The 22,897-nt window shown below is 33.6% G+C and carries 20 protein-coding genes and 1 tRNA gene; 11 read left to right on the top strand and 10 right to left on the bottom strand.

From position 1 onward, the window contains the following. Positions 1–14: 14 nt before the first annotated feature. Complete coding sequence (locus DS830_RS07345) at positions 15–1,133, bottom strand: C39 family peptidase (RefSeq protein ID WP_118908839.1); 1,119 nt, start codon at positions 1,131–1,133, stop codon at positions 15–17. A 164-nt stretch (positions 1,134–1,297) separates the two neighbouring features. On the opposite strand from DS830_RS07345, the gene DS830_RS07340 reads away from it, so the two are divergent. Next, positions 1,298–2,044: a DUF975 family protein gene (locus tag DS830_RS07340; protein WP_118908838.1), complete on the top strand. Its 747-nt coding sequence runs from the start codon at positions 1,298–1,300 to the stop codon at positions 2,042–2,044. Positions 2,045–2,094: 50 nt separating this feature from the next. Here the strand turns inward: DS830_RS07340 and DS830_RS07335 are convergent, their stop codons facing one another. From DS830_RS07335 to DS830_RS07325, 3 genes are all read right to left on the bottom strand, one after another. Further along, the gene (locus tag DS830_RS07335; protein ID WP_118908837.1) at positions 2,095–2,832 is read right to left on the bottom strand and encodes an amino acid ABC transporter ATP-binding protein; all 738 of its coding nucleotides are present in this window, start codon (positions 2,830–2,832) and stop codon (positions 2,095–2,097) included. Continuing rightward, on the bottom strand, positions 2,829–4,262 hold the full coding sequence (locus DS830_RS07330) for an ABC transporter substrate-binding protein/permease (protein ID WP_118908836.1): 1,434 nt from the start codon (positions 4,260–4,262) through the stop codon (positions 2,829–2,831). The genes DS830_RS07335 and DS830_RS07330 overlap by 4 nt, the downstream gene beginning before the upstream one ends. Before the next feature lie 219 nt (positions 4,263–4,481). After that, positions 4,482–4,554, bottom strand: a tRNA-Lys gene (locus tag DS830_RS07325). A gap of 112 nt (positions 4,555–4,666) precedes the next feature. On the opposite strand from DS830_RS07325, the gene yycF reads away from it, so the two are divergent. The 10 genes from yycF to DS830_RS07275 all read left to right on the top strand — a co-directional run bounded on the left by yycF (position 4,667) and on the right by DS830_RS07275 (position 16,817). Next, complete coding sequence (gene yycF / locus DS830_RS07320) at positions 4,667–5,377, top strand: response regulator YycF (RefSeq protein ID WP_118908835.1); 711 nt, start codon at positions 4,667–4,669, stop codon at positions 5,375–5,377. 41 nt (positions 5,378–5,418) lie between these two features. Next, positions 5,419–7,284, top strand: a complete 1,866-nt coding sequence (walK, locus tag DS830_RS07315; RefSeq protein ID WP_118908834.1) for a cell wall metabolism sensor histidine kinase WalK — start codon at positions 5,419–5,421, stop codon at positions 7,282–7,284. Further along, positions 7,271–8,578 (top strand): YycH family regulatory protein, encoded by a 1,308-nt coding sequence (locus DS830_RS07310; protein ID WP_162887554.1) that lies wholly within the window; start codon positions 7,271–7,273, stop codon positions 8,576–8,578. Before walK ends, DS830_RS07310 begins: the two co-directional genes overlap by 14 nt. Before the next feature lie 11 nt (positions 8,579–8,589). Next, complete coding sequence (locus DS830_RS07305; protein WP_118908832.1) at positions 8,590–9,411, top strand: two-component system regulatory protein YycI; 822 nt, start codon at positions 8,590–8,592, stop codon at positions 9,409–9,411. After that, complete coding sequence (locus DS830_RS07300; RefSeq protein WP_118908831.1) at positions 9,404–10,207, top strand: MBL fold metallo-hydrolase; 804 nt, start codon at positions 9,404–9,406, stop codon at positions 10,205–10,207. Before DS830_RS07305 ends, DS830_RS07300 begins: the two co-directional genes overlap by 8 nt. A gap of 137 nt (positions 10,208–10,344) precedes the next feature. Continuing rightward, positions 10,345–11,592, top strand: coding sequence for a S1C family serine protease (locus DS830_RS07295; RefSeq protein WP_118908830.1), 1,248 nt, complete (start codon positions 10,345–10,347; stop codon positions 11,590–11,592). A 316-nt stretch (positions 11,593–11,908) separates the two neighbouring features. Continuing rightward, positions 11,909–12,388 (top strand): 23S rRNA (pseudouridine(1915)-N(3))-methyltransferase RlmH, encoded by a 480-nt coding sequence (gene rlmH / locus DS830_RS07290; RefSeq protein WP_118900195.1) that lies wholly within the window; start codon positions 11,909–11,911, stop codon positions 12,386–12,388. A 155-nt stretch (positions 12,389–12,543) separates the two neighbouring features. Continuing rightward, the gene (gene apf / locus DS830_RS07285) at positions 12,544–13,146 is read left to right on the top strand and encodes an aggregation-promoting factor (protein ID WP_118908829.1); all 603 of its coding nucleotides are present in this window, start codon (positions 12,544–12,546) and stop codon (positions 13,144–13,146) included. Positions 13,147–13,393: 247 nt separating this feature from the next. Beyond that, positions 13,394–15,526, top strand: a complete 2,133-nt coding sequence (locus DS830_RS07280; RefSeq protein ID WP_118908828.1) for a peptide cleavage/export ABC transporter — start codon at positions 13,394–13,396, stop codon at positions 15,524–15,526. Beyond that, positions 15,519–16,817: a hypothetical protein gene (locus DS830_RS07275; RefSeq protein WP_118908827.1), complete on the top strand. Its 1,299-nt coding sequence runs from the start codon at positions 15,519–15,521 to the stop codon at positions 16,815–16,817. The genes DS830_RS07280 and DS830_RS07275 overlap by 8 nt, the downstream gene beginning before the upstream one ends. 171 nt (positions 16,818–16,988) lie before the next feature. Here the strand turns inward: DS830_RS07275 and DS830_RS07270 are convergent, their stop codons facing one another. From DS830_RS07270 to DS830_RS08905, 6 genes are all read right to left on the bottom strand, one after another. Then, entirely contained in the window at positions 16,989–17,726 is a 738-nt protein-coding gene (locus DS830_RS07270; protein ID WP_118908826.1) for a response regulator transcription factor, read from the bottom strand. After that, on the bottom strand, positions 17,726–18,379 hold the full coding sequence (locus tag DS830_RS08910; protein ID WP_162887553.1) for a sensor histidine kinase: 654 nt from the start codon (positions 18,377–18,379) through the stop codon (positions 17,726–17,728). Before DS830_RS08910 ends, DS830_RS07270 begins: the two co-directional genes overlap by 1 nt. Positions 18,380–19,188: 809 nt before the next feature. Continuing rightward, a complete protein-coding gene (locus tag DS830_RS07260; RefSeq protein ID WP_118908824.1) occupies positions 19,189–19,944 on the bottom strand; it encodes a hypothetical protein in 756 nt (251 codons plus the stop codon). 3 nt (positions 19,945–19,947) lie between these two features. Further along, on the bottom strand, positions 19,948–20,841 hold the full coding sequence (locus DS830_RS07255) for an ABC transporter ATP-binding protein (protein ID WP_118908823.1): 894 nt from the start codon (positions 20,839–20,841) through the stop codon (positions 19,948–19,950). 1 nt (position 20,842) lies between these two features. Then, positions 20,843–21,268: an Msa family membrane protein gene (locus tag DS830_RS07250; RefSeq protein WP_118908822.1), complete on the bottom strand. Its 426-nt coding sequence runs from the start codon at positions 21,266–21,268 to the stop codon at positions 20,843–20,845. Between the two features lie 327 nt (positions 21,269–21,595). Next, positions 21,596–22,357 carry a sensor histidine kinase gene (locus DS830_RS08905; RefSeq protein WP_162887552.1) on the bottom strand — a complete coding sequence of 254 codons (762 nt, stop codon included), beginning with the start codon at positions 22,355–22,357 and terminating at the stop codon, positions 21,596–21,598. Positions 22,358–22,897 lie beyond the last annotated feature (540 nt).

Here is a 22,897-nt window from a genome sequence, read left to right as displayed (position 1 = left end):
TTTCTTCCTCACTTTTAATAGCTGATAGCTCTTTGAGCCTGGCTATTCCAATTATTAACAAAAGAATTAATAGACCAACTAGAACGTTTATTGGTCCAACAATCATTGTAATAAACATACTGGTTATCATAACCAGTTATTACTAAGGCATGGTAAGGAAAACCATGCATTGTATTCCAAGTAACAACCGGATGTCCTAGACCTAATTGATACTTAATTGCATCAAAGCCCAATCCAGTTAAATCTTTGGCAGTGTGGTTAGGAGTATAATTTTGGACTAAGCGCATGAGCGCAGGTGGGAAAATTGTTACTCCAGTACCATTCCAAGGATCACCAATGTATCCATAATTAGGATTTTTACTACGGGGCATTTCACGAGCTAATTGCATCTTATCAACTTTAGCACCCGCATATTGAAGCATCATAGTAACTGCGGTGATTTCACAACCATTAGGTAATTCGGGGCGTTGTGCAATTAAAGGAACGTTTTGTAAATGGACAGCTGGTTGATAGTCATCTGCATGAATCACAACAATAAAACTTTCATTTACCCAAGCATTGTCGCCCACTTCATACCAATAGTGGCCATTAGCGTAAACATGGTTTAAAACTTTCCAAGCACTGCCACTTGCTAAAGTTCTTCCTGAACTGACAGCATTGGCTCCATAACCGTTATACAAGGTGACACCACTGCCTTTGATAATACAGACGTCAGCATTACCAGAACCTGGTTTCATTTCGTTTTCTAGCGGATGAGCAGTACCGTCAACATTCCCTGATTGAAATGTTACTTGATCATAGGCAATATATTCATGGGTGGACACTTGGTAATATTTGTGACCATCACTGCTAACATGTAAAAGTACAGTTCTCCAAGCAGAATGAGGTATTAAAATTCGATCAGCAATTTGTTGACCTTGATCATTATAAAGTGGTGCTGCCTGATTTTTGACTGTGACCACACCTGCTAGGGGGGTGTCTGTAAAGGTCACTTGACTGGTAACAAAATTAACATCAGCTTGCACTACGTTTATGTTAGCTGCTGTCAAATAACCAATCTCAGTTCCCAATAAAAGCAAACCATATGTAACTAGTTTACGGATGGTTTGCTTGCTTAATGCGCGAAAAAACATATTTCTCCTCCTTTATTTAAGATGCAATAATTATATCGCAAAAAAGAATACTAATGTAGAGCCAATTTAGCATAAGAATCAAAGTTTTTAAGGCTAGCTGAGGTTAATAATGGTATAATTTAATTACTTTTAGAGGTCATAGTCGCTTGGAGGAGGAACAGGTAATGGATAATGATCGGTTAAAAACGCGTGCAGAACTCAAACAAGAAGTGAAAGAACTTTATCGAGGTAATTGGAAAACGGCTATTAAATTGAATCTATTCCCAATTGTGCTAGGAATTATCGGTCGAATAGTACTGATTATTATTATCAGTATATTGATAGCATTGATATCATATTTAGTTTCTAGACCAGATAGTGGACAGTTCACTTCGGAAATGAATAATATGTCAAAAACCGGTTCTAATAGCGGTGGTATTATCTGGAATTTTGTAGTAGGACTAATTAATATGAGTATTATGTTTACTACGATTGATTGGTTAAGGACTAAAGAACAGCCCCAAACAATTTTACGTGATTCTTTCTCTGTTTTTAGCAAACGATATTTTATAGGAGCTCTAGTAATTGAAATTTTGAAACGTATTTTTATTTTTTTGTGGGCTCTTTTACTGATTGTTCCAGGAATTGTTAAGAACTATTCTTACTCACAGGCATCTTATATCTTTAAAGATGCTGTAGATGCTAATCCTAATAGTGATGTTAATTATTTTGATTGTATTACGCGTAGTCGCAAGCTAATGAATGGCCGCAAATGGCGATTATTTATTTTACAATTAAGTTTTTTAGGTTGGGAAATATTAAATTGGATTGTTTTAGGATTAGGCTCAATTTGGTTAATACCTTACAAGAATGCCACATACGCAGCGTTCTATAAAGATTTGACAGCCAAATTAAGCAGTATTGAAGAATAATAAAAACGACATCTATCATAGATGCCGTTTTTTATTTCCTGGGAAATATTTTATACATTTAATATCTTATTGAGAAATTCTTGTAAACGAGGATTTTGTGGATGGTTAAAAATTTGTGTTGGAGTACCTTCTTCTAAGATTTGACCATCATCGAAAAACAAAACTCGATCAGCTACTTCTTTGGCAAAGCCCATTTCATGAGTTACTACAACCATTGTCATGCCTTGCTGGGCTAATTTTTTCATAACTTGTAAAACATCGCCCACCATTTCAGGATCTAGTGCACTGGTTGGTTCATCAAACAACATTAAATCGGGATGCATGGCTAAAGCTCGAGCAATAGCAACTCGCTGTTGTTGCCCACCTGACAAAGATTGGACGGTGGCATCAAATTTTTCTTCTAAACCAACGGTTTTTAGTAAGCGATGTGCTTCTTCGCTCGCTTCTTGAGCATTCAATTTTTTTAATTCTTGCGGCGCCAACATAATATTTTGGGCGACAGAAAGATTATTAAATAAATTAAAGTGCTGGAAAACCATACCCACATTTTCTCGTACTTGATTAATATTGGAATTGGAAGTGGCAATATCGACACCATCAATTATAATTGATCCAGAAGTTGGCTCTTCTAATCGATTAAGGGTTCGTAAAAAAGTGCTTTTTCCTGATCCCGAAGGACCAATAATAACTACTACTTCGTTTGCCTGAACATCTAAATTAACATTTTTTAACACATGATTAGTGCCAAAATTTTTATTTAAATTAGTTACTTGAACTTTTAAAGTCATGATTGAGTTCTCCTTTGAACCCAGTTAGAAAGCCAGGTTAATAATGTAATAATAATTAAATAAATGATGGCAATAATTGCCCAAACTTTAAATCCTTCTAAGTTGCGGGCGATAATAATTTTACCAGTTTGAGTTAATTCCAAAATGCCGATAACTGATAAAATAGAAGTATCTTTGAGAGTAATAATAAATTGATTGATAAAAGAAGGAATCATAATTTTAATACCTTGTGGCAGAATAACGCGCCGCATCGCTTTGCTGAAGGGGAGTCCTAGACTGCGAGCGGCTTCCATTTGTCCGGGGTCTACTGCCTCAATACCGCCTTTAACAAAGGCAGCAATATAAGCTCCTTCATTAAAGGTCAAAGTAATAATTCCGGCTACAAAGGCAGGAATTTTTTGACCAGTTAAACTAGGGATGCCGGTATATATGAATAATGCCAAAACTAGCAATGGTAATCCGCGAAAAATGTAAATAATAGTAGTAGATATGCCATTACTAAATTTATTTGGTAGGACACCTAATAAACCCACAATAATTCCAAAGATTGTAGCGAAAAAAATGGCTGCTATTGTTAGCCAAATAGTTTCACCGAGACCACCAAGTAAAGCATCTTTGTTTTGTTTTAACAAGCCCCAGACACTACGATCTTCGGTAGGTTGTTTAGGTGTTGCATGGTTTTTAGTGCCCAGATATTTAGCTTTAATTTTGTCGTAAGTTCCATTAGCTTTAATTTTATTTAAGCCTTTGTTGAACTTGGCAATTAATTCTTGATTATGTCCCTTACGGACCGCAAAACCATAGGAATTTTTATTGATTGGTTTAATCGGAATTTTTAAGGGTGTACCTTGCTTGATAGCATATTGCATAACAGGTTGATCTTCAAAACAAGCAACAGAGTTTCCCGTAATCACATCCTGATACATGTTATTAGAGTCATCAAAAGTGACCGTTTTAAATCCATATTTATTTTTGATACTATTAGCGTAATTCGCGCCAGCAGTACCAGTTTTGACAGCAACCTTTTGACCATGTAGTTGCGTGAAAGATTTAATATTACTCTTTTTACCGACGGCCATGATAATCCCAGTATCAAAATAAGGTTGAGAAAAATCAAATTTAACTTTTCGTTCAGGAGTCATCGTCATCCCTGCAATAACACCATCTAATTGACCTGCTTCCATGGACTGAACAGCAGCATTGAAACCAACTGATTTAATTTGAACTTTAAAACCTTCTTCTTTGGCAATAGCCTTGATAATATCAATATCAATACCGACATATTGATTATTTTTATTGGCAAACTCAAAGGGCGGGTAAGTAACGTCAGTTCCAATCTGATAGACTTTTTGTGCTTGAACTAAATTGGTTGGTCCCAAAATTGTCCAGAAAAACAGCATACTAAAAATTAATAATAATTTTTTCTTCATTGCAAGTTTTCCTCACCATTCCATTAATAATATTAATATTTTCTCACAATATTATTAAAGAGGCAATGATAACAAAATTAAAAATAATAGAATATTAAAAAGTCTAAATAAATAGGCACCATCTAAGGGGATATCCCTAATTTTAATGGCTTTAATTTAGACACTAAAAAAGCCGATATACAATTATCAAAAGTTGTATATCGGCTTCTTAATAATTAGTGGGTGGTCAGGGGATCGAACCCTGGACCCACGGATTAAGAGTCCGTTGCTCTGCCAGCTGAGCTAACCACCCAATTAAGTACAGGAAATATAATAGCATAATTTTAAAAAAGTGGCAACTTTATTTTCAGAATTTTCTAGAAGATAGTATACTGAACTTATACCAAGGAGGTAAATTTACCTATATGGCAAATAAAATTTTAATTGTTGATGATGAAAAACCAATCACAGATATTATCAAATATAATTTAGAAAAAGAAGGATACGAAACCGAAATTTCTTTCGACGGCGAAGATGCTTTAGACAAAGTAGAGCAAGAAAATCCGGATTTAATTATTTTAGATTTGATGCTGCCTAAAATTGATGGATTAGAAGTAGCTCGTCAAGTGCGTAAAACCAAAGACACACCAATTATTATGCTGACTGCTAAGGATTCGGAGTTGGACAAGGTTTTAGGCTTGGAAATGGGCGCTGATGATTATGTAACTAAGCCGTTTTCTAATCGTGAATTGGTTGCTCGAGTCAAAGCTAATTTGCGTCGGCAAAAGGTTAATTTGGATAATAATAATGAAGAAACTAGCTCCAATATTCAAGTAGGTGATTTAATCATTTTACCTGATGCTTATACCATAACTAAAAACGGTAAAGAGATCGAATTAACACATCGTGAATTTGAGCTTTTATATTATTTGGCTCAACATTTAGGACAAGTAATGACACGAGAAAATCTTTTACAAACTGTTTGGGGCTATGATTATTTTGGGGATGTACGGACAGTGGACGTTACTGTGCGGCGATTACGAGAAAAAATTGAAACAGACCCTAGTCATCCAGAATATTTAATTACACGACGAGGTGTTGGTTATTATTTAAAAACCGATAATAACGAAGATTAAAGTTAGCTGTGTAACAAAAATGATAGTTGGAGAAGTAAGTAGTGAATAACAAGATTAAATTTTTTAGTTCTATTCAATTTAAAATAGCAGCCATTTTTATGTTGCTACTGCTTATTACTATTGAAATTATTGGGGCCTATTTTGTGCATCGCTTAGAACAACAAAATATTGAAAGCTTTGAAGCACAAGTCCAGTTGCCATCTTATGTAACAACTTCACTAGCTAATAATTTGTCCAGTTCCTCAGCACGTTCGCGGCGCAATATTCGAACCACAATTAACGATATTAGTACAATTCAAAATTCTGATATTGAAGTAGTGGATAGTCAAGGCAAGATTATCGCTGTTCGCAACAATAATAGTCAAAATATGGTGGGACAGCGTACTACTAATTCTCAGATTAAAGATGTTATCTACTCTGGACGCAAAAGAACGCAGATTTCGCATAATGATCGCGATGGTAGTTATTATCTGTCCATTACACCATTAATTAGTTCAAATGGTGACAGTAATACAGTTGTTGGTGCGGTTTATATTCGGGCAGACATGGATCAAGTCTATAAGAGCATAAATAGCATTGTGTTTATCTTTTTTGTAGCCTCTTTAGTTGCAGGTTTATTAGGTGCTTTGATTTCTATTGTGGTTGCGCGTGCAATTACGCGGCCTATCGCCGAAATGCGCAAGCAGGCTATTAGAATGGCTAATGGTGATTATTCAGGGCAAGTGCGTGTATATAGTGAAGATGAGCTAGGTCAACTGGCAGTTGCTGTCAATAATCTCTCTGTCCGAGTCGAAGAAGAACAAGAAAATTCTGATGCTGAGCGCAATCGTCTAGATAGTGTATTAACCCAAATGACAGATGGTGTTGTAGCGACTGATCGCCATGGCAAAATAACTATTATTAACGAGGCTGCACAGTCATTTTTAAATGTGGATCGAAAGTCAGCCTTATCACAGCCGCTGGTAGATTTACTAGAAATTAGCCCAGAAGTATCTTTTGATGATTTATTAGCTAATCAAGATGAGCGCATAATTGAGCCAGAAGTTGATAGTGATGGTGACAGTTTGATTTTGCAGGCGGACTTTTCATTAATTAAACGGACTACAGGCTTTGTGACCGGAATTATTTGTGTTTTGCATGATGTGACGGAGCAACAAAAGATTGATCGTGATCGGCGCCAATTTGTATCTAATGTTTCACATGAATTGCGGACACCGTTAACCAGTTTACGGAGTTATATTGAAACTCTTAATGATGGTGCTTGGCAAGATCCCCAATTAGCACCAAGATTTTTGAAAGTAACTCAAGATGAGACTGAGCGAATGATTCGTATGGTTAATTCGTTGTTAGATTTGTCGCGTTTTGATCAAGGTACAGCCAAAATTAATGTTGAGTTAGTCAATTTTAATGAATTTTTTAATTTTATTTTAGATCGGTTTGATATGTTAATTAAGAACAACCATGAAAAATCAACAAAAGCTAAGAAATATACAATTAAACGTATTTTTACTAAAAAAGATTTATGGGTAGAAATTGATCCCGATAAAATGACGCAGGCAATTGATAATATTATGAATAATGCACTGAAATATTCACCGGATGGGGGAACAATTACTTGTCGTTTAATCGATACGCAACGTTATATTATTTTAAGTATTACTGATCAAGGTTTAGGTATTCCGCGCAAGGACTTGAAAAAAGTCTTTGATCGCTTTTATCGTGTGGATAAAGCTCGTTCGCGCAAACAAGGAGGAACGGGTTTAGGTTTATCAATTTCGAAAGAGGTTGTTGAAGCTCAAGGTGGTCACGTTTGGGTCAATAGTATGGAAAATCAGGGTTCAACTTTTTATATTTCACTTCCTTATGATCCTAGTGAAACTGGAGGTGATTGGGATGCAACGCTTTAGTAATATTATTTTGCGCACATTATTAATTGTGGCAATTGGCATTAGTTTGATACTTTCGTGGCTGATTTGGACAAATAACGCTAAATATCAACAAGGAGTTCAATCAGGTACGATTCAAACTGTTAATCGACGCTCAGTTTCTACTACGAAAACGATGAATGAAGTATTTGCACCTACGAAAATTATCAATAATACTGCTAAGTCGCAACGTTTGATTTATAACTATAAATACAGCAGTGTGCGAGAAATTTTTCAGCAATTAAAACAGGCACACTTAAGTGATTTTGAACAAATTTCGCTTAATGATAGCAATCGTTACCAGCGCTTGTTGCATCAAAAGCATTCACTGCAATTAGTTTATCCGACATCAGTTACTGTAAATACCATTGCACGTTTAACCTCACAACGTCGTTTACAACAGCGCAAAGATCATGATATTAATCGGATTGTCTTAGTTTTAAAGGGTAATCAACATTTAATTTATTTTTTAAATGATTATAATTTTGCAATTTACCAAGTACAAGAGCGAGACTTGAATTATCAACAGATTCAAAAATTAATTAAAGATAATAATTTTTCTGTTCCTGTTAATACGCAAGTAATAGCTCATGATGTCCAATTAATGTATCTTAAGCCCCTGAAATTGAAGCCAGTCAGCTATTTAATTACTGTTCAAAATAATAATAATTATATTTCTAATTTGTTAAACTCCAAGCAGGGGGCTGATATTACTTCCCATAAAACCGAAGGGCAAGTTGTTTACCGGAGTGGGATGTATCGCCTATTGAACATTGATAATAAAACTGATATGGCGACCTTTAATGATTATTCCAAAACAAATATTCCCACTAATACTCCGGACTTATTTGAAGATACGTATCGTTCTTTAGTTAAGATAGGTAATCCTTTAAATGGGATGTACTTATTTAATTATGACCGCAAAAATCATAGTTTTATCTTTCGCAATTATGTTGAAGGCTTTCCAATTTTTCAACAAAGTAAAAACGGCGCGGTGAAGATTAACTTTTCACAAGAAGGGCAAACGATTTTATTTTCTAAAAAAATCTTACAAGTACCGGTACCTGCAGAACGCAATGCTGTACGTTTGCCAGCAACGGCGGATATTATTTCGGGACTCAAGGATAATGGTTATAATATCCATAATATTCAAAAAATTACTATTGGATATAAATGGAGTGATGATAGTCAAAATCATGATATTGTTGATTTGACACCGACTTATTATATTAAGATAAATGATCAATGGAAATCGTACGCAGACTGGATTGAATAAGGGAGGAAATTATGGATTTTAAGAGAATCGAAATGATTTTTTTATTTGTTTTTATTGCACTAGATGTTTTTTTATTTACCTCCTATATCAAAAGTCGTAACGCAGTAGTGATTACTAATAATTCCGGTCATATCAGTTTAGCTAAAGAAATGGATAAAGATAATATTGCAATTAATAAAAAATTGAATAATCATCCCAGTCAAGGTTACTATTTGGCGAGCAAGGATAGTCAAATATTGCGAGATAATCAAAATAAATTACGTAATCAAAGTGTGAGCTATAATGAAGAAAAACACCAATTAAATAGTATTTTAGATTCTCCGATTTTGTTAGCTGCTCAAGCCCCGCAGCAAACACTGAATCGTTTTTTAGCTAAGCAGCAAAATATTTTATTTGGTAATCAATATAGTTATGAACCTAATTTATCTACCAAAAATAATATTGTTTATATTGAAAAGCGCAAAATTGGCCAATTTTATGAATTTGATGGTCGTATTAATTTTCAGATTGAAGATAATCGCTTGGTTGGCTATCAGCAACGTTATATAGATGACATTAATGTTCTCCGTGAAAAACAAGCAACCATTAGTGAACGCCATGCTGTCGATAGTCTTTATACTAATAATGAGATTCCCAGTAACTCACAAATTCGTTGGATTGAATTGGCTTATGGCCGGCTGTTAAAAGTCAAAGAAAATACCATTTATATTCCTATGTGGTATGTTGGTTTTACCACGAAAGGCAGTAAATCTATGCAAATCAGCAAAGTCAATGCTTTTAGTGGCGCAATCATTAAGGAAGATCAAAATCGGCAGGTGAAAGTTAGTGAATGATGATCAGTTGCAAGTTAGTATTTTGGCCAGCAGTAGTCAGGGTAATAGCTTATTAATTAAAACACCCCAGCAGCAAATTTTAATTGATGCCGGTTTGTCGGGCAAAAAAATTAAAAATTTATTAGCAAGTATTGGTCAAGATATTACTAAAATTGATGCTATATTGGTAACTCATGAACATAGTGATCATATTCGCGGCGTTGGAGTGTTGGCGCGCAGATATGGATTAAATATCTATGCCAATCAAAAAACTTGGCAGGCAATGTTGCCGAAAATCGGTAAAGTTCCGCCAGAACAACAGCATTGTTTTGAAGCCAATTCTGTTATCAACATTGGCGGGATTGATATTGAAAGTTTTAGTGTGTCGCATGATGCAGTTGATCCGCAATTTTATAATGTGCATTATGCTGGCAAATCATTCGTGGACTTAACTGATACCGGCTATGTATCAGACCAAGTTAAATATATTATTCAAAATGCCGATGGCATTTTGATGGAATGTAACCATGATCTGCAAATGTTGCGGGATGGTCTTTATCCTTGGTCATTGAAACAAAGGATTATTAGCGATGAGGGACATTTATCTAATTTAGATGGTGCGCAAGCTTTATGTGATGTGATTGGTAATCAAACTCACCAAGTTTTTTTAGGACATTTAAGTCCTGAAAATAATTTTAAGACCTTAGCTCACGAAACGGTTGTTGATGTTTTAACCAAAGAAGATTTGGGAGTCAATCATGATTTTTTCTTACATGATACAGATCCGGAGCAGGCAACAAAACTTACGACAATCTAATAATTTTCATGCAATATTCAAATTTATTGGCTACAATAGTATCAAGACTAGAAGTAAGACCTTGGCTTCTAGGTTTCAGCAAAGTAGTGCTGATCAATAATTAATTTAGTTAAAAAGTATTAGGGGAGGGTGTTTTCTTGAATAATAATCGTTCAGGACTATGGAAAATAGCACTAGTGGCACTAATTTCAGCCTTTATTGGAGTTGGTCTGGGCTTTTATGGATTTAGCCATTGGGGCTCGGGATTAGCTGGACAGAATAACGCAACTGATACAGTTCAAACTAATGGAAAAGCCGGAACCACTAAAGTAAGTAATGTCACTGTTAAATCTAATAATCAAATGACCAATGCCTTTAAAAAAGTTAAAGGCTCGGTAGTTTCTGTAATTAATTATCAGCGTCAGCAACAAGATGATGACAGTTTAGGAGCTTTATTTGGCAGTATTTATGGCAATGGTGAAAATAATAGCGACGACTCTAAGCGTAATAAATTGCAAGAGTCCAGCGAAGGCTCTGGTTTAATCTATAGTAAGCAAAATGGGAATGCTTATATTGTAACTAATAATCACGTAGTTGCTGGTTCCGAAAAACTCGAAGTAATTTTAAGTGATGGAACCAAAGTTGATGCTAAAAAAGTCGGTACTGATGCAATTACGGATTTAGCAGTATTATCAGTTTCTGCAGATAAAGTCCATGATACAGCCGCATTTGGTAATTCAGATGCAGTGACACCAGGAGAATCGGTGATTGCTATTGGTTCGCCATTAGGTAGTAAATATGCTACATCAGTAACTGAAGGTATTATTTCCGCAAAAAATCGGACTGTTGATACAACTGATGAAAAAACGGGTCAAGTAACAGGACAAGCAACAGTCTTGCAAACAGACGCAGCAATCAACCCTGGTAATTCTGGTGGTCCTTTAGTTAATGCTGCTGGACAAGTAGTGGGAATCAATTCAATGAAATTGGCATCTAGTACTGATGGAACTTCCGTGGAAGGGATGGGCTTTGCTATTCCAAGTAACGAAGTTGTTAAGATTATTAATCAATTAGTACAAAATGGTAAGATTCAGCGTCCACAATTAGGAGTTAAAGTGGTTGATCTTGATCAAGTACCAAGTAGACAACAACGTAGTGTCTTAAAATTACCAGAAAATGTTAATGAAGGTGTCTTAATCGGGTCAGTTAGTGCTGATTCTGTTTCCCGTCAAGCAGGTTTACGCAAATATGATGTTATTGTTGGTTTAGATAATAAAAAGATTAAGAATGTTGCAGACTTGCATACACAACTTTACAGTCATAACGTAGGCGATAATGTAAAAATACAATTTTACCGTGATGGTAAGGCACAAACAGTAGATATGAAGTTAACTAAAGCTGATTAAGGTCTTGACTAAAAAAACGTAAAGCTCCTGCTTTACGTTTTTTTGTGTATTTAATTAAAACAATCGCCTTTTTTGTGGTAATTTAAATAATTGAAAGAATAACTTAGGAAAAAGTTTTCCACAAACTTGTGGAAAAATCTGTTTATAAAGTTAATAAGTGGATTTATTATTTGGGAAGAGTTATCCACTAAGTTGGGGATAACTTGTGGATAAAATTAATTGTCTGATATGGAATCCATTACAAATACTATTAAATCAACTTTAAGATTAAAAATCGAACTAATTTTAAATTGTGGAAAACTTTAAAGGAGAAACTATGAAAATTAAAGTGATTGCTGTGGGCAAGGTCAAGAAAAAATTTTTTAAACAGGGAATTCAAGAATATGTCCAACGATTACATCCTTATTGCCAATTAGATATTGTAGAAGTGGCTGATGAAAAAGCTCCCGAAACTTTAAGTGCAGCGCAGATGGAGCAAGTTAAAACAGTCGAAGGTGATAGAATATTACAAAAAATCAATCCTGATGATTATGTTTTTACGTTAGAAATTTTAGGGAAAGAATATTCTTCCGAAGAATTTGCAACTAAATTGTCTGAGTTGATGACATATGGCCATAGTAAAATTACTTTTGTGATTGGAGGGTCGCTCGGCCTTAGTCCCAAGGTGATTCAACGCTCTGATCAAGCAGTGTCCTTTGGGCGTTTTACTATGCCGCACCAACTAATGCGCTTGGTTTTATCTGAGCAAATTTATCGAGCGTTTATGATTAATGCAGGGAATCCATATCATAAATAATTGGACTTTTGTAATCTGTTTGTAACATTACTCGAAATTTATCATTAGATTGAAATAATTCCGTAATATTCGTTTGATAGTATAGGTCCTGTTGGTGAACGTTACTATTTCAGTTTATTATCGTGTTTTTTAAATTAAAGGAGAGTATTATTTATATGAAATTTAGACAGGTCGCATTTGCAACAGCCATTGGTATGGCTTCTTTCTTCGGTGTTTCTAATGTTGCTAAAGCAGATAGTATTTATACAGTTAAACCAGGTGATACTTTATCTGGAATTTCCATGCAGCTTAAAAATGATTTAAGCTTAGTTAACCAAGTTGCTGCTGACAACAATATTCAAAATATTAATATGATTTATGTTGGCCAGAAATTACTCATCAAAGATGATGGTCAAGTTTCAGTTGCTACAGACAATGAAGTACAAAGTACTCCAGCAGCTGGAAGTGTTCAGCAAGCTGTCACCAACAATTCTTATCAAGCTCAACCAACACAATCTGTTCAGAATGATTATTCCAATTATTCTAATGCTAATACTGGTTATTCCAGTGCGCGTGAATGGATTGCTAGCCGCGAATCAGGTGGTTCTTATTCCGCTCAAAATGGTCGCTACTATGGTAAGTATCAATTAGATGTTTCTTACTTGGGTGGAGACTACTCACCAGCTAACCAAGAACGAGTTGCTAATAACTATGTTGCTTCTCGTTATGGTTCATGGGAAGGTGCTCAACAATTCTGGATGACTCATGGCTGGTACTAAAATTAATTAAATAAAATGATCCGTTAGACTTAATTTGACTCTTTTTACTCGTGAACTTATTTATCTTCTCTTTTTCGTTGCTTTACCCAGTCTGACAACAATGATTTAAGCGCTCTGTCAACTATTCAACTGACAGAGTGCTTTTGTTGTATTATAGTAGTAATATAGATTGTTGCGATTCTTTGTGCCTTGACAGTCGTAAATATTTAAATTAATGTTAAAATAATTATTACTTTTGGGAAAAAATATGAAACCACAAAAAATTTACAGTGCGCAAACCTCAACTCAAGATAGTGGGTTAGCAGCTTTGCTGATGTTATTCAAGCATTATCATCAAGCAGTTTCAGAAAAGCAATTACAAGAATATTATCATCAAGTTAGTGCCGATACTTCGATAGCACGCTTACAAAAAGTGGCTGCACATTTTGGCTTAGAAGCGCAAGTTATTCAGACTGATATGCGTCTTTTTAAGGAACAGCATCTTTCTTATCCTTTTATCGCACATGTAGTTAAGGGACAAGAGTTAGACCATTACTACGTAGTTTTGCAAGCTGATAAAAAGGATTTATTAGTTGCTGATCCTAATCCCAAAATTGGGATAGTACGACTATCTTATGAGCAATTTCAGCGCGAATGGACAGGTCTAGCTTTATTTGCTGCACCTTTAAGTCCTGATGTGGTTGATAATCAGCAATCATTAAAACAGCAGCTACTTAGTATAATGCGCCAACAAAAAACTATTGTCATGGGTATTATGGTGGCAGCCCTTTGTGAATTAGTCGTTAGTATCTTGGGTGCTTTCTTTATAGAAGGTTTGATTGATACTTATCTACCTAATAAAATGATTAAAACTTTTACTATTGTGGTGCTTGGGTTACTTGTTGCGTATTTATTTCAAGCAGTTTTTGCTTTTGGGCGTCATTTCTTAATGACTATTTTTGATCAACATTGGACTTTAGATCGGGTTTTGGCCGCTACTAGACAATTATTGAAGTTACCTTTGGCTTTTTGGCAAAATAAGGCCCCTGCCGAGTTGTTAAATTTAATTAATCAAATGGCTGAACCAGGCATTAGTCAACTGTTGAATATTATTTTGGATGTGGCAGTTGTTATTGTTTTAGGTGTTATTTTAGCCTTTCAAAATGGTATTTTATTGGTGCTGGCAGTTTTGAGTTTGCCACTGAGTGCTTTGATAATCTGGCTTTTTAATCAGCCATTGTATCAATTACAACAACAACAATTAACTAACCGGATGCCTTGGAATGAAGTTTTAGAGCAAAGTTTAGCGAAAATAGAAACATTAAAGGCTTTCGGTATTGAAGAACAAGCCTATCAATTGTTTGACCAAAATTTTTCTGCTTGGTTACAAAGTCAACTAGAATATAAACATAAACGCTTATTGCAACAAGCTTTTCAGCTAGGCCTATTATTCTGTTTGAGTGGTTTAGTATTGCTTGTTGGTGCTAATTTGGTAGTTAAAAGTTGGTTAACGAGCGGACAGTTAGTGACTTTTAGTATTTTGCTGGTTTACTTTATGTTAGCTGTGCAAAAGATAGTTAACTTACAACCACAACTTCAACGAACCTTTTGGGCACAACAGCAATTAAAATCCTTGGCACCCACAGCATCGACAGCAACAGTTGCTACAGCTGAGCAAGTACAAGGTCCATTGTTTATTAAGCAATTGGAGTATCATAATCTGATTAAAAATATTGATCTAACCTTAATGCCTCAAGACAAACTTGCCATTGTAGGGAGAAGTGGTAGCGGTAAAACCACGTTGGCCCAGCTATTAGCCGGTTTACAGCAACCAACTAGTGGTCAAATTCAACTGAATGGTCATGAATTAGTGACTATTACTGCACCGCTATTACGTCAACAAATAACTTATTTACCTCAAATTCCGCAACTCATTCCCGGGACAATTTTGGACAATTTGAAGTTGGGTGGGCGAGATAACTTAACTTGGACGGAAATTGAAGCCGCTTGTGCGGCAGTTCAAATTAAAGATAAAATTGAAAAATTACCACTTAAATATGATACGCATTTAGACTATTTTCGCCCAATTTTATCGACTGGTCAAAAGCAGCAATTGCTGTTGGCACGGGCCTTATTGTCTAAGGCACAAATCTTGATTTTGGATGAAGCAACTGGTGCCATTGATGCAATTACAGAAGCTCAAATTATCAAACAGTTGCTGGCAAGTCAGCAGACCGTAGTCTTTATTACCCAAAATTTGGAATTGGCACGCAAAATTAATAACATTGCAGTTCTGGAGCAAGGTAAAATTGTGGAGCAAGGATCGCAACGAGAATTATTAGCTCAAAAAGGTGAGTATTACCAACTTTTTAAAGCAGCTAGGAGTAGAAAAAATGGATAAAAAAGTGTGGGAGAGGAGCAATTTTTATCGGCAACGTATCAATCATTATCCACGCATTATTATCATTCCATTGTTAGTTTTTGTGATTTTGGGACTGTTATTTTTATTGTGGGCTCCGCGAGAAACTACAGTTTCGATAACTGGAAAACTTGCAAGTCAACATCAAGTTCCATTAGTTCAAACACATAAACATGATCAGATTAAACATAACTATTTACGTAATGATGCTCAAGTCAAAAAAGGGCAAACTTTATTGGTATATCGCTCGTTTGCGCGACAACAGCAATTAAAAGATTTGCAATGGCAAAATCAAGTTTTAAATGAACAAATAACTAACTTAAAAACTTTAACTGACAGCGTGCAACAAAATAAAAATTTATTTAATCAAAATCATTCAAACAACTATGCTGATTTATATCAAAGTTATGCCCAGCGCCGTCAAGTTTATGTATTGCAAAATGACTTTGCAATGCAGCCGCTGCGAGCTACCAAAACACAAATAGAACATGATTTGAGCTTTAGTCAGCAGACTTATCGACGACATTTGCGAGATTTACAAAAGCTGCAACAAGCAATTAGATCAGGCAAATCTTTATCTAAGAACAATCTTTATTACAATCTTTATCATTTATATTCTCAGCGATTGTCCACAACAGAAATACCAGTAGCCAAAAAGGAACTTCAAGAGACTTATTTGGCGGATTTACAAATTGGGATTGCGCAATTACAGAATAATTTACAAGAAGTTCAATTTCAAAGCTTGCAATTTGATTATGGGCAATATAATAGTGACACTAATCAACAAAATATGGATAATCTGCAAGCAGAACAATTGCAGTTTTGTGAGCAGCTGCAAAAGCAGTTATCACAGCAACAACACAATACTCAACAACAAATTAAGCTAGCTCAAAGAAAAAACCAAATTGTGACCTATCAAGCACCCGCAGCAGGCATTGTGCATACATTTAAGCAGGATATTAATAAAGATACTATAACTTGGGCACAAATCGATCCACTTCTTAATAATAAGCAGCCTTTGACAGTTCAAGCAAAAATTAATAATCCTGATAATTCACAAATTCATAAAGGACAAAAGGTCTTGATTACCTTATCGCATCAACTATTAAAAGGTACTGTTGTCCGCCAGCAAGGTCAAAGTGTGACAGCACAAGTTAAGGCTTCTCCTAAGCAGATGCGGCAGTTACGTTCTGGTGTAAATGGGTCTGGGACAATTATTACTGGTCAACAATCATGGTGGTCTTATTTAATAAATAAAATATTTAATCATTAATAAAAAGATTAGCAGGAAAATTTCTGGCTAATCTTTTTTTGTTAAATAAAATTTCTGTTTGGGATGCTAACTTATCCGATTTTGATGACAGCGGCTGGTAGACGTAAAGAAGTTAATTACATAACTTGGATTTTTCTAATATTAGAGACATAATACAGCTTGCCAATATAATTATTTAAGTATTTTTACCAATTCACGAGCCTTGCGGATAGAAGCATAGGCGATGCTGCCATTGATAAAGTGAATTTCGCGTTTTTGATTATCAAAGTGATCTAACAAATCTAAATTAATGAGATAACTTTTATCGCTGCGAAACAACATTGGATATTTTTGTTCGAGGTCATTGAGATTATCAACAAATTCGGAGTCCTTTTTGAGGGCATGTAACTGCACGCGCCCGGGATTAAATTTAGAAGTATTCAGATAAACGACTTCTGAGAGTGGTAAAGAAAAGTAACGTGGACCAATGTGATAAGTAAATAAATTTTCTTTCTTATATTTACCGGATTTGATTAAATCGTTAGTTTTTAAAATATCTTCTCGGATATTGGCTTTAATATGTTCCATCCCTCGATCTTTTAATACATAATCCAAAGGAGCAATTTTACGTTCGAGGGTTAAAAAAGACAATTCGCCATGGGTAGTAATAAAAACAATCTGCGCTGCAGGTATTTGGTCGCGAATTTGTACCGCTGTTTGAAGGCCAACTTCAGCTTGACCTTGAATTTCCATGTCTAAAAAGAAAAGACCTTCATATTGTTGATCAATAGCAGCTAATAAATCGGCCGCGGTATCTGTTTGACAAACTAACTTCATGGGTAAGTCATTAATCATAATGGTATTGGTAATGATTTGTGCATAATTAGTTCTCTGTTCAAAGCTGTCTTCTAAAAGATAAATGGGGAACATTATTCTTCTCCTGTAATCATTAGTGTGATATTTAAATGTTGTTTTAAAAGTTCAGTTTCTAAAAATAAATTTTTATTTTGTTTGGCTAGTTTTTGAACATTAGTAAGACCAAAACCGTGATGACCTTGCTTCGTAGTATAACCATTGATAAATAATTGATCAATATTGGTCAAGTTAGTTGCGGGATTAGCCACAGTAATTTCAATAACCTTTTTATCAATTATATTAAATGAGCATTGGATGACTTTTTCAGTTTCTTGTGCTGTTTGTTCTAGAGCATTATCCAATAAAATGCCTAAAATACGGACAATTGAGAGAATATCTGAATTATGAATTTGGATATCTTGTTCAATTTCTAATTGGAGCTGGATATTAGCCTGTTGAGCGGCAAAGAACTTTTGAATAATTAACCCCCGCAAGGGTTCATTTTTCAAGTAATCAATATGACTAATTGTTAGATTTTTTAAATTTTCTGTCTGGGGCTGTTGTTGAACTAATTGTTGATAATAATCTCTAAATTGTTGCTGATTACCTTTTTTTGCAAAACCTTCCAAAGCCAGCAGCATATTTTGATAGTCATGTTTAAAATGACGTAATTCTTGATATTGCTGTTCCATAGTTTGTAAATACTCTTGTAATTGCTGATTTTGCACAATTTTAGCTTCAGTTTCTTGCCGATAACTATAAGCTTGGATAAAATAAAAGACTTGAATAAAAGTTAAAGCTATAAAGATTAGAAAAATAAGTAGTAATGGAATCCTAACTGTCTTTGTTATATTGGTTATTTGTGTAAGAAATATAATAAAAATGAATGATACCAATAGGAAAACTAATATTTTAAAAATTTTAGGTTCTAAACCCAGCATTTTAATTTTTTGTTTAATGATAATTAGTGGATTAGTGTATTTATATATGATCAATATTAAGGATAATGAAATAAATATATATAAAATAAAGCGAATATAAAAAATACCATCATTAGAATATCTTAGATAAAATAATCTCAATAAAGAAAATCTTATTATTGGTTCAATACAGGCTGATATAATAGTAATAAATAAAATTGTTAAAATGGATAATAATCGAGCATTTAAGAATTGATAATTTAACCGATGAGATATTTTTTGAAGCAAAAAGGTAATTAAAAACCAAAAAAGCACATTTAAATTTTCTATATATAAGCCTATGTATCCAAGTATGAAAGATTGGATAATATCCAAAATAAAAAAATAGTTTTTGTAATTATGATTAAATATATGAGTTAAATTAGCTATTAAATAAATAATAAGTGTATTATCTATAAAATCAGTTAACATATTAATATTAATCAACTCATCATCTCCAAAGATTAATATTGATCCAATTATTAGATTAACACAAAAAATTAGATACAAGTTCATCTGATTTTTAAATCATCCTTTTGAGTGTGAACAAAAAAGTTGGTGCGTGACCACCAACTTTTTTAATATTCAAGATGTTTAAACTTATATGATGAATATACGTATATTACGATCAAATAAATAAGAGTAATTCCTAACGTAATGAGTAAGGTATTATTAAAACCATATTTATGAAAATCATTAGCGTAGCTATTAGGGAAAATATATTTAATGTTTTTAACTTGGGATAATGTCGTTGAAAGAACTGCGAATACTGTGCCAATTAATAAAGTGAAACCATTGCTTAAGTTTAAAGAAACAGCTGTTGAAAGAAAGATAATAATTACCATGAGGCAAACTAAGCCTACAATACCAGCGATAGCATCTTGATTAGCTGCAACACTGCCCCAGAATTTACCGGTTGTATAGCTTTTGGTTCTTAAATCTGTATAGTAGGTTACTAAACAAGCAATGAAGAGTAAGACGATGTAATTGAATAAGACAGTGATAAAAGTTAACAATTTAGAGTTTAAAATTTTGCTTCTATTCATATCTTTATATAAGAAGAGCACGCCATTTTTGATTTCATCATGGATTGACGAAGAAATCAAAAACGTTAAAGACATAATTGGTAAAGTGATTTTATATTGTAGTGACAGTACAGCATTGAAGAAATCCATGAAGCTAATCTTATTGCCCATAGCATTGAGTTGTAGGAAATTAGATCCCAATAAATCTCCTACTATTAATAATAAAGGCACTGCACAAAATACTAGAAATAGCCAAGTTTCTTTTTTCTTGAATGTTACTTTGGTTAATGTGTTTGTTAAGCTAAGCATTTTTTACCCCTTTTCTGTATCAAAAAATCCTTTTAATTGACTGTTATTGTTGGAAATACTATTAATGACTTGTGCTTGAGTTAAAATTAGTAGCAAATCATTGAGGTCCTTTTGGGAGATATCTTTGGAAATAACTATTTTGTTGTTTTGTGCATTATATTCGACCGTCTGACCGTATTGCTTTAAGGTCTTGATAAGATTATCAGATAATTTAGTAGTCTGAATTTCCATTAAAGCCACGTTTTTATTAAAGGCTTTACGGAGCTGACCTTGATCGATAAAGATATATCTCGTACATAAGCTCTCTAGTTCTTCTAATTGGTGACTAGAAATGATCATGGTTACTTGTCTCTTAGAAGCCCATTGTTTTAAGATATCAATTAAATTAGAAACTCCGACCGGATCCAAGCCCACAAAAGGTTCATCTAAAATTAAAAAGCTGGGTTCGGTTACTAGAGCAATGGCCAAAGCCACGCGTTGTTTCATACCAAAGGAGAAATCAGCGGGCTTTCTATTACGGTGTGCCCACAATCCCACCAAATTTAAGGTATTTTTTATATTATCTTTGTATTCCGTTTTATTGTGAATTTCTAAATAGAAGTTTAAATTATCAATTACGGATAAATATGGTAGAAAGACAGTTTCAATCATGATACCAAAAGGTTCTAAAACGTTATCGGCTTGATGAATATTTTGTCCTTTATATTCAATTGATCCTGTAGTAGGATTAATTGCTTTCGTGATTAACTTCAAAAACGTTGATTTACCCGCGCCATTTTTTCCAATTAGACCAATAATATCTCCATCGTTGATAGTTACATTGACATCTTTTAAAGAGTAGAAAGAGTTTTTGCGATATTTTTTACTGAGATTGTTAATTTTTACTAGCTCTTGCATTTTAAATTACCTCTAACTTTTTGTTTTTTAATACTAATTTGGTTAAAAATTCAATACAGCCGTATAGAGCAATAATGAAAATAATTTGACTTGGGGAAATAAGATTATGTCCGACGCTAAATGATACGGAACCACTAGTCATGGTATTTTTATTGATAAACATTTCCCACATGCTGTTATTTTTCATTGAGAGGCCAAATACATAATAGAAAATAGTGGATATTGTTGGTAATCCGATAAATAGTTGATTTAATTGTTTGCTGCTTAGTTTTTTGGATGCAAACCAAGTTGCGCCAACATTATATATGAGGGGCAAGAGATAGATCATAATGGCAAAGGCAATTGAGGACATATTAGCGATAAAAGAATAGGTGATTCCAAAAATAACGGTGTTGGCGATAATGGAACTTATTATTAATTTTTTCATGTTGTCTCCTTATAATAGTTGTGATTTAAGATTAGATGTTTAGTGAAAATCTCTAGAACTTTATAATCTTCAATTTCTCCTTTCTAATCTTTTTAATTAATAAAATAATCATTTGATGTGAATAACTAATTAGCTGATGTCTATATATTAATTAATTTTGATAAAAAATAGTTTCAATTTTTTTAAACGTTAATTTTTGGCAGATAAACGTTATTTTAAAAAGCTGAGCTGTCTTTTAACCACAGAAAAAAGCCACTCCTATGTTGGAATGGCTTTTTTCTGTTCTTTTAGCAAGAATAATTTATGTCTTAGTGAAGATAGATAACATTATTCTTCGCCTGTAATCATTAGTGTGATATTTAGATGTTGCTTTAAAAGTTCGGTTTCTAAAAACAAATTTTTATTTTGTTTAACCATTTTTTGGACATTATTGAGACCAAATCCATGGTGATCTTGTTTGGTGGTGTAACCATTGGCAAATAATTGATCGATATTGGTCAGGTTAGTTGCAGGATTAGCAATTGTGATTTCAATAATTTGATCAGCAGTTTGATTAAAAGCACAAGTAACGACCTTTTCATTTTCTTGGGCTGTTTGTTCTAGAGCATTATCCAGCAAAATGCCTAAAATACGGACAATGGAGAGAATATCCGGGTTATGAATTTCAATATTTTGATCAATTTCTAACTGTAATTGAATGTTATCTTGTTTTGCAGCAAAGAACTTTTGAATAATTAATCCCCGCAAAGGTTCATTTTTTAAGTAATCAATATGGCTGATTGTTAGTTCTTCTAAATTTTCTGTCTGGGGTCGTTGTTGTACTAGTTGGTGATAATAATCTTTAAATTGTTGTTGATTACCCTTTTTGGCGAAGCCTTCCAAAGCCAACAGCATATTTTGATAGTCGTGTTTAAAGTGACGTAATTCTTGATATTGCTGTTCTGTGTTTTGGAGATACTCTTGTAATTGTTGATTTTGCACGATTTTAGCTTCAGTCTCTTGCCGATAACTGTAAGCTTGGATAAAAGAAAAGACTTGGATAAAAGTTAAAACTATAAAGATTATAAAAATAATTAATAATGGAATCATAACAGTCTTCGTTATATTGGTTATTTGTGTAAGAACTATAATAAAAATTAAGGACACCAATAAGAAAACTAATAATTTAAAAATTCTAGTTTCTAAACCCAGCTTTTTAATTTGTTGTTTAATAATAATGATTTGATTGTTGTGTTTATACAGTACAAACATCAGGAGTAATGCGATAAATATATAAAAGATAATACGAATATAAAGCCTAACATCATTAGAATATCGTAGATGAAATAATCTAAATATAGAAAATTTTACAATTGGTTCGATACAGGCTGATATTATGGTAATAAATACAATTGTTATTATTGATAATAATCTAGCGCTTAGAAATTGATAATTTAACCGATGAAATATTTTTTGAATCAAAAAGGTAATCAAAAACCAAAGAAGCACATTCAAATTTTCTATATATAAGCCTATGTATCCAAGTAAAAGAGACTGGATAATATCTATAATGAAAAAATATTTTTTATAATTATAATTATATATATGAGTTAAATTAGCCATTAAATAAATAATAAGTGTATTATCTAT

This window comes from Bombilactobacillus bombi, from assembly GCF_003522965.1.
Lineage (GTDB): Bacteria > Bacillota > Bacilli > Lactobacillales > Lactobacillaceae > Bombilactobacillus > Bombilactobacillus bombi.
The sequence above is the reverse complement of the archived record's forward strand: the minus strand, read 5'-3'. Positions and strand labels throughout refer to the sequence as shown.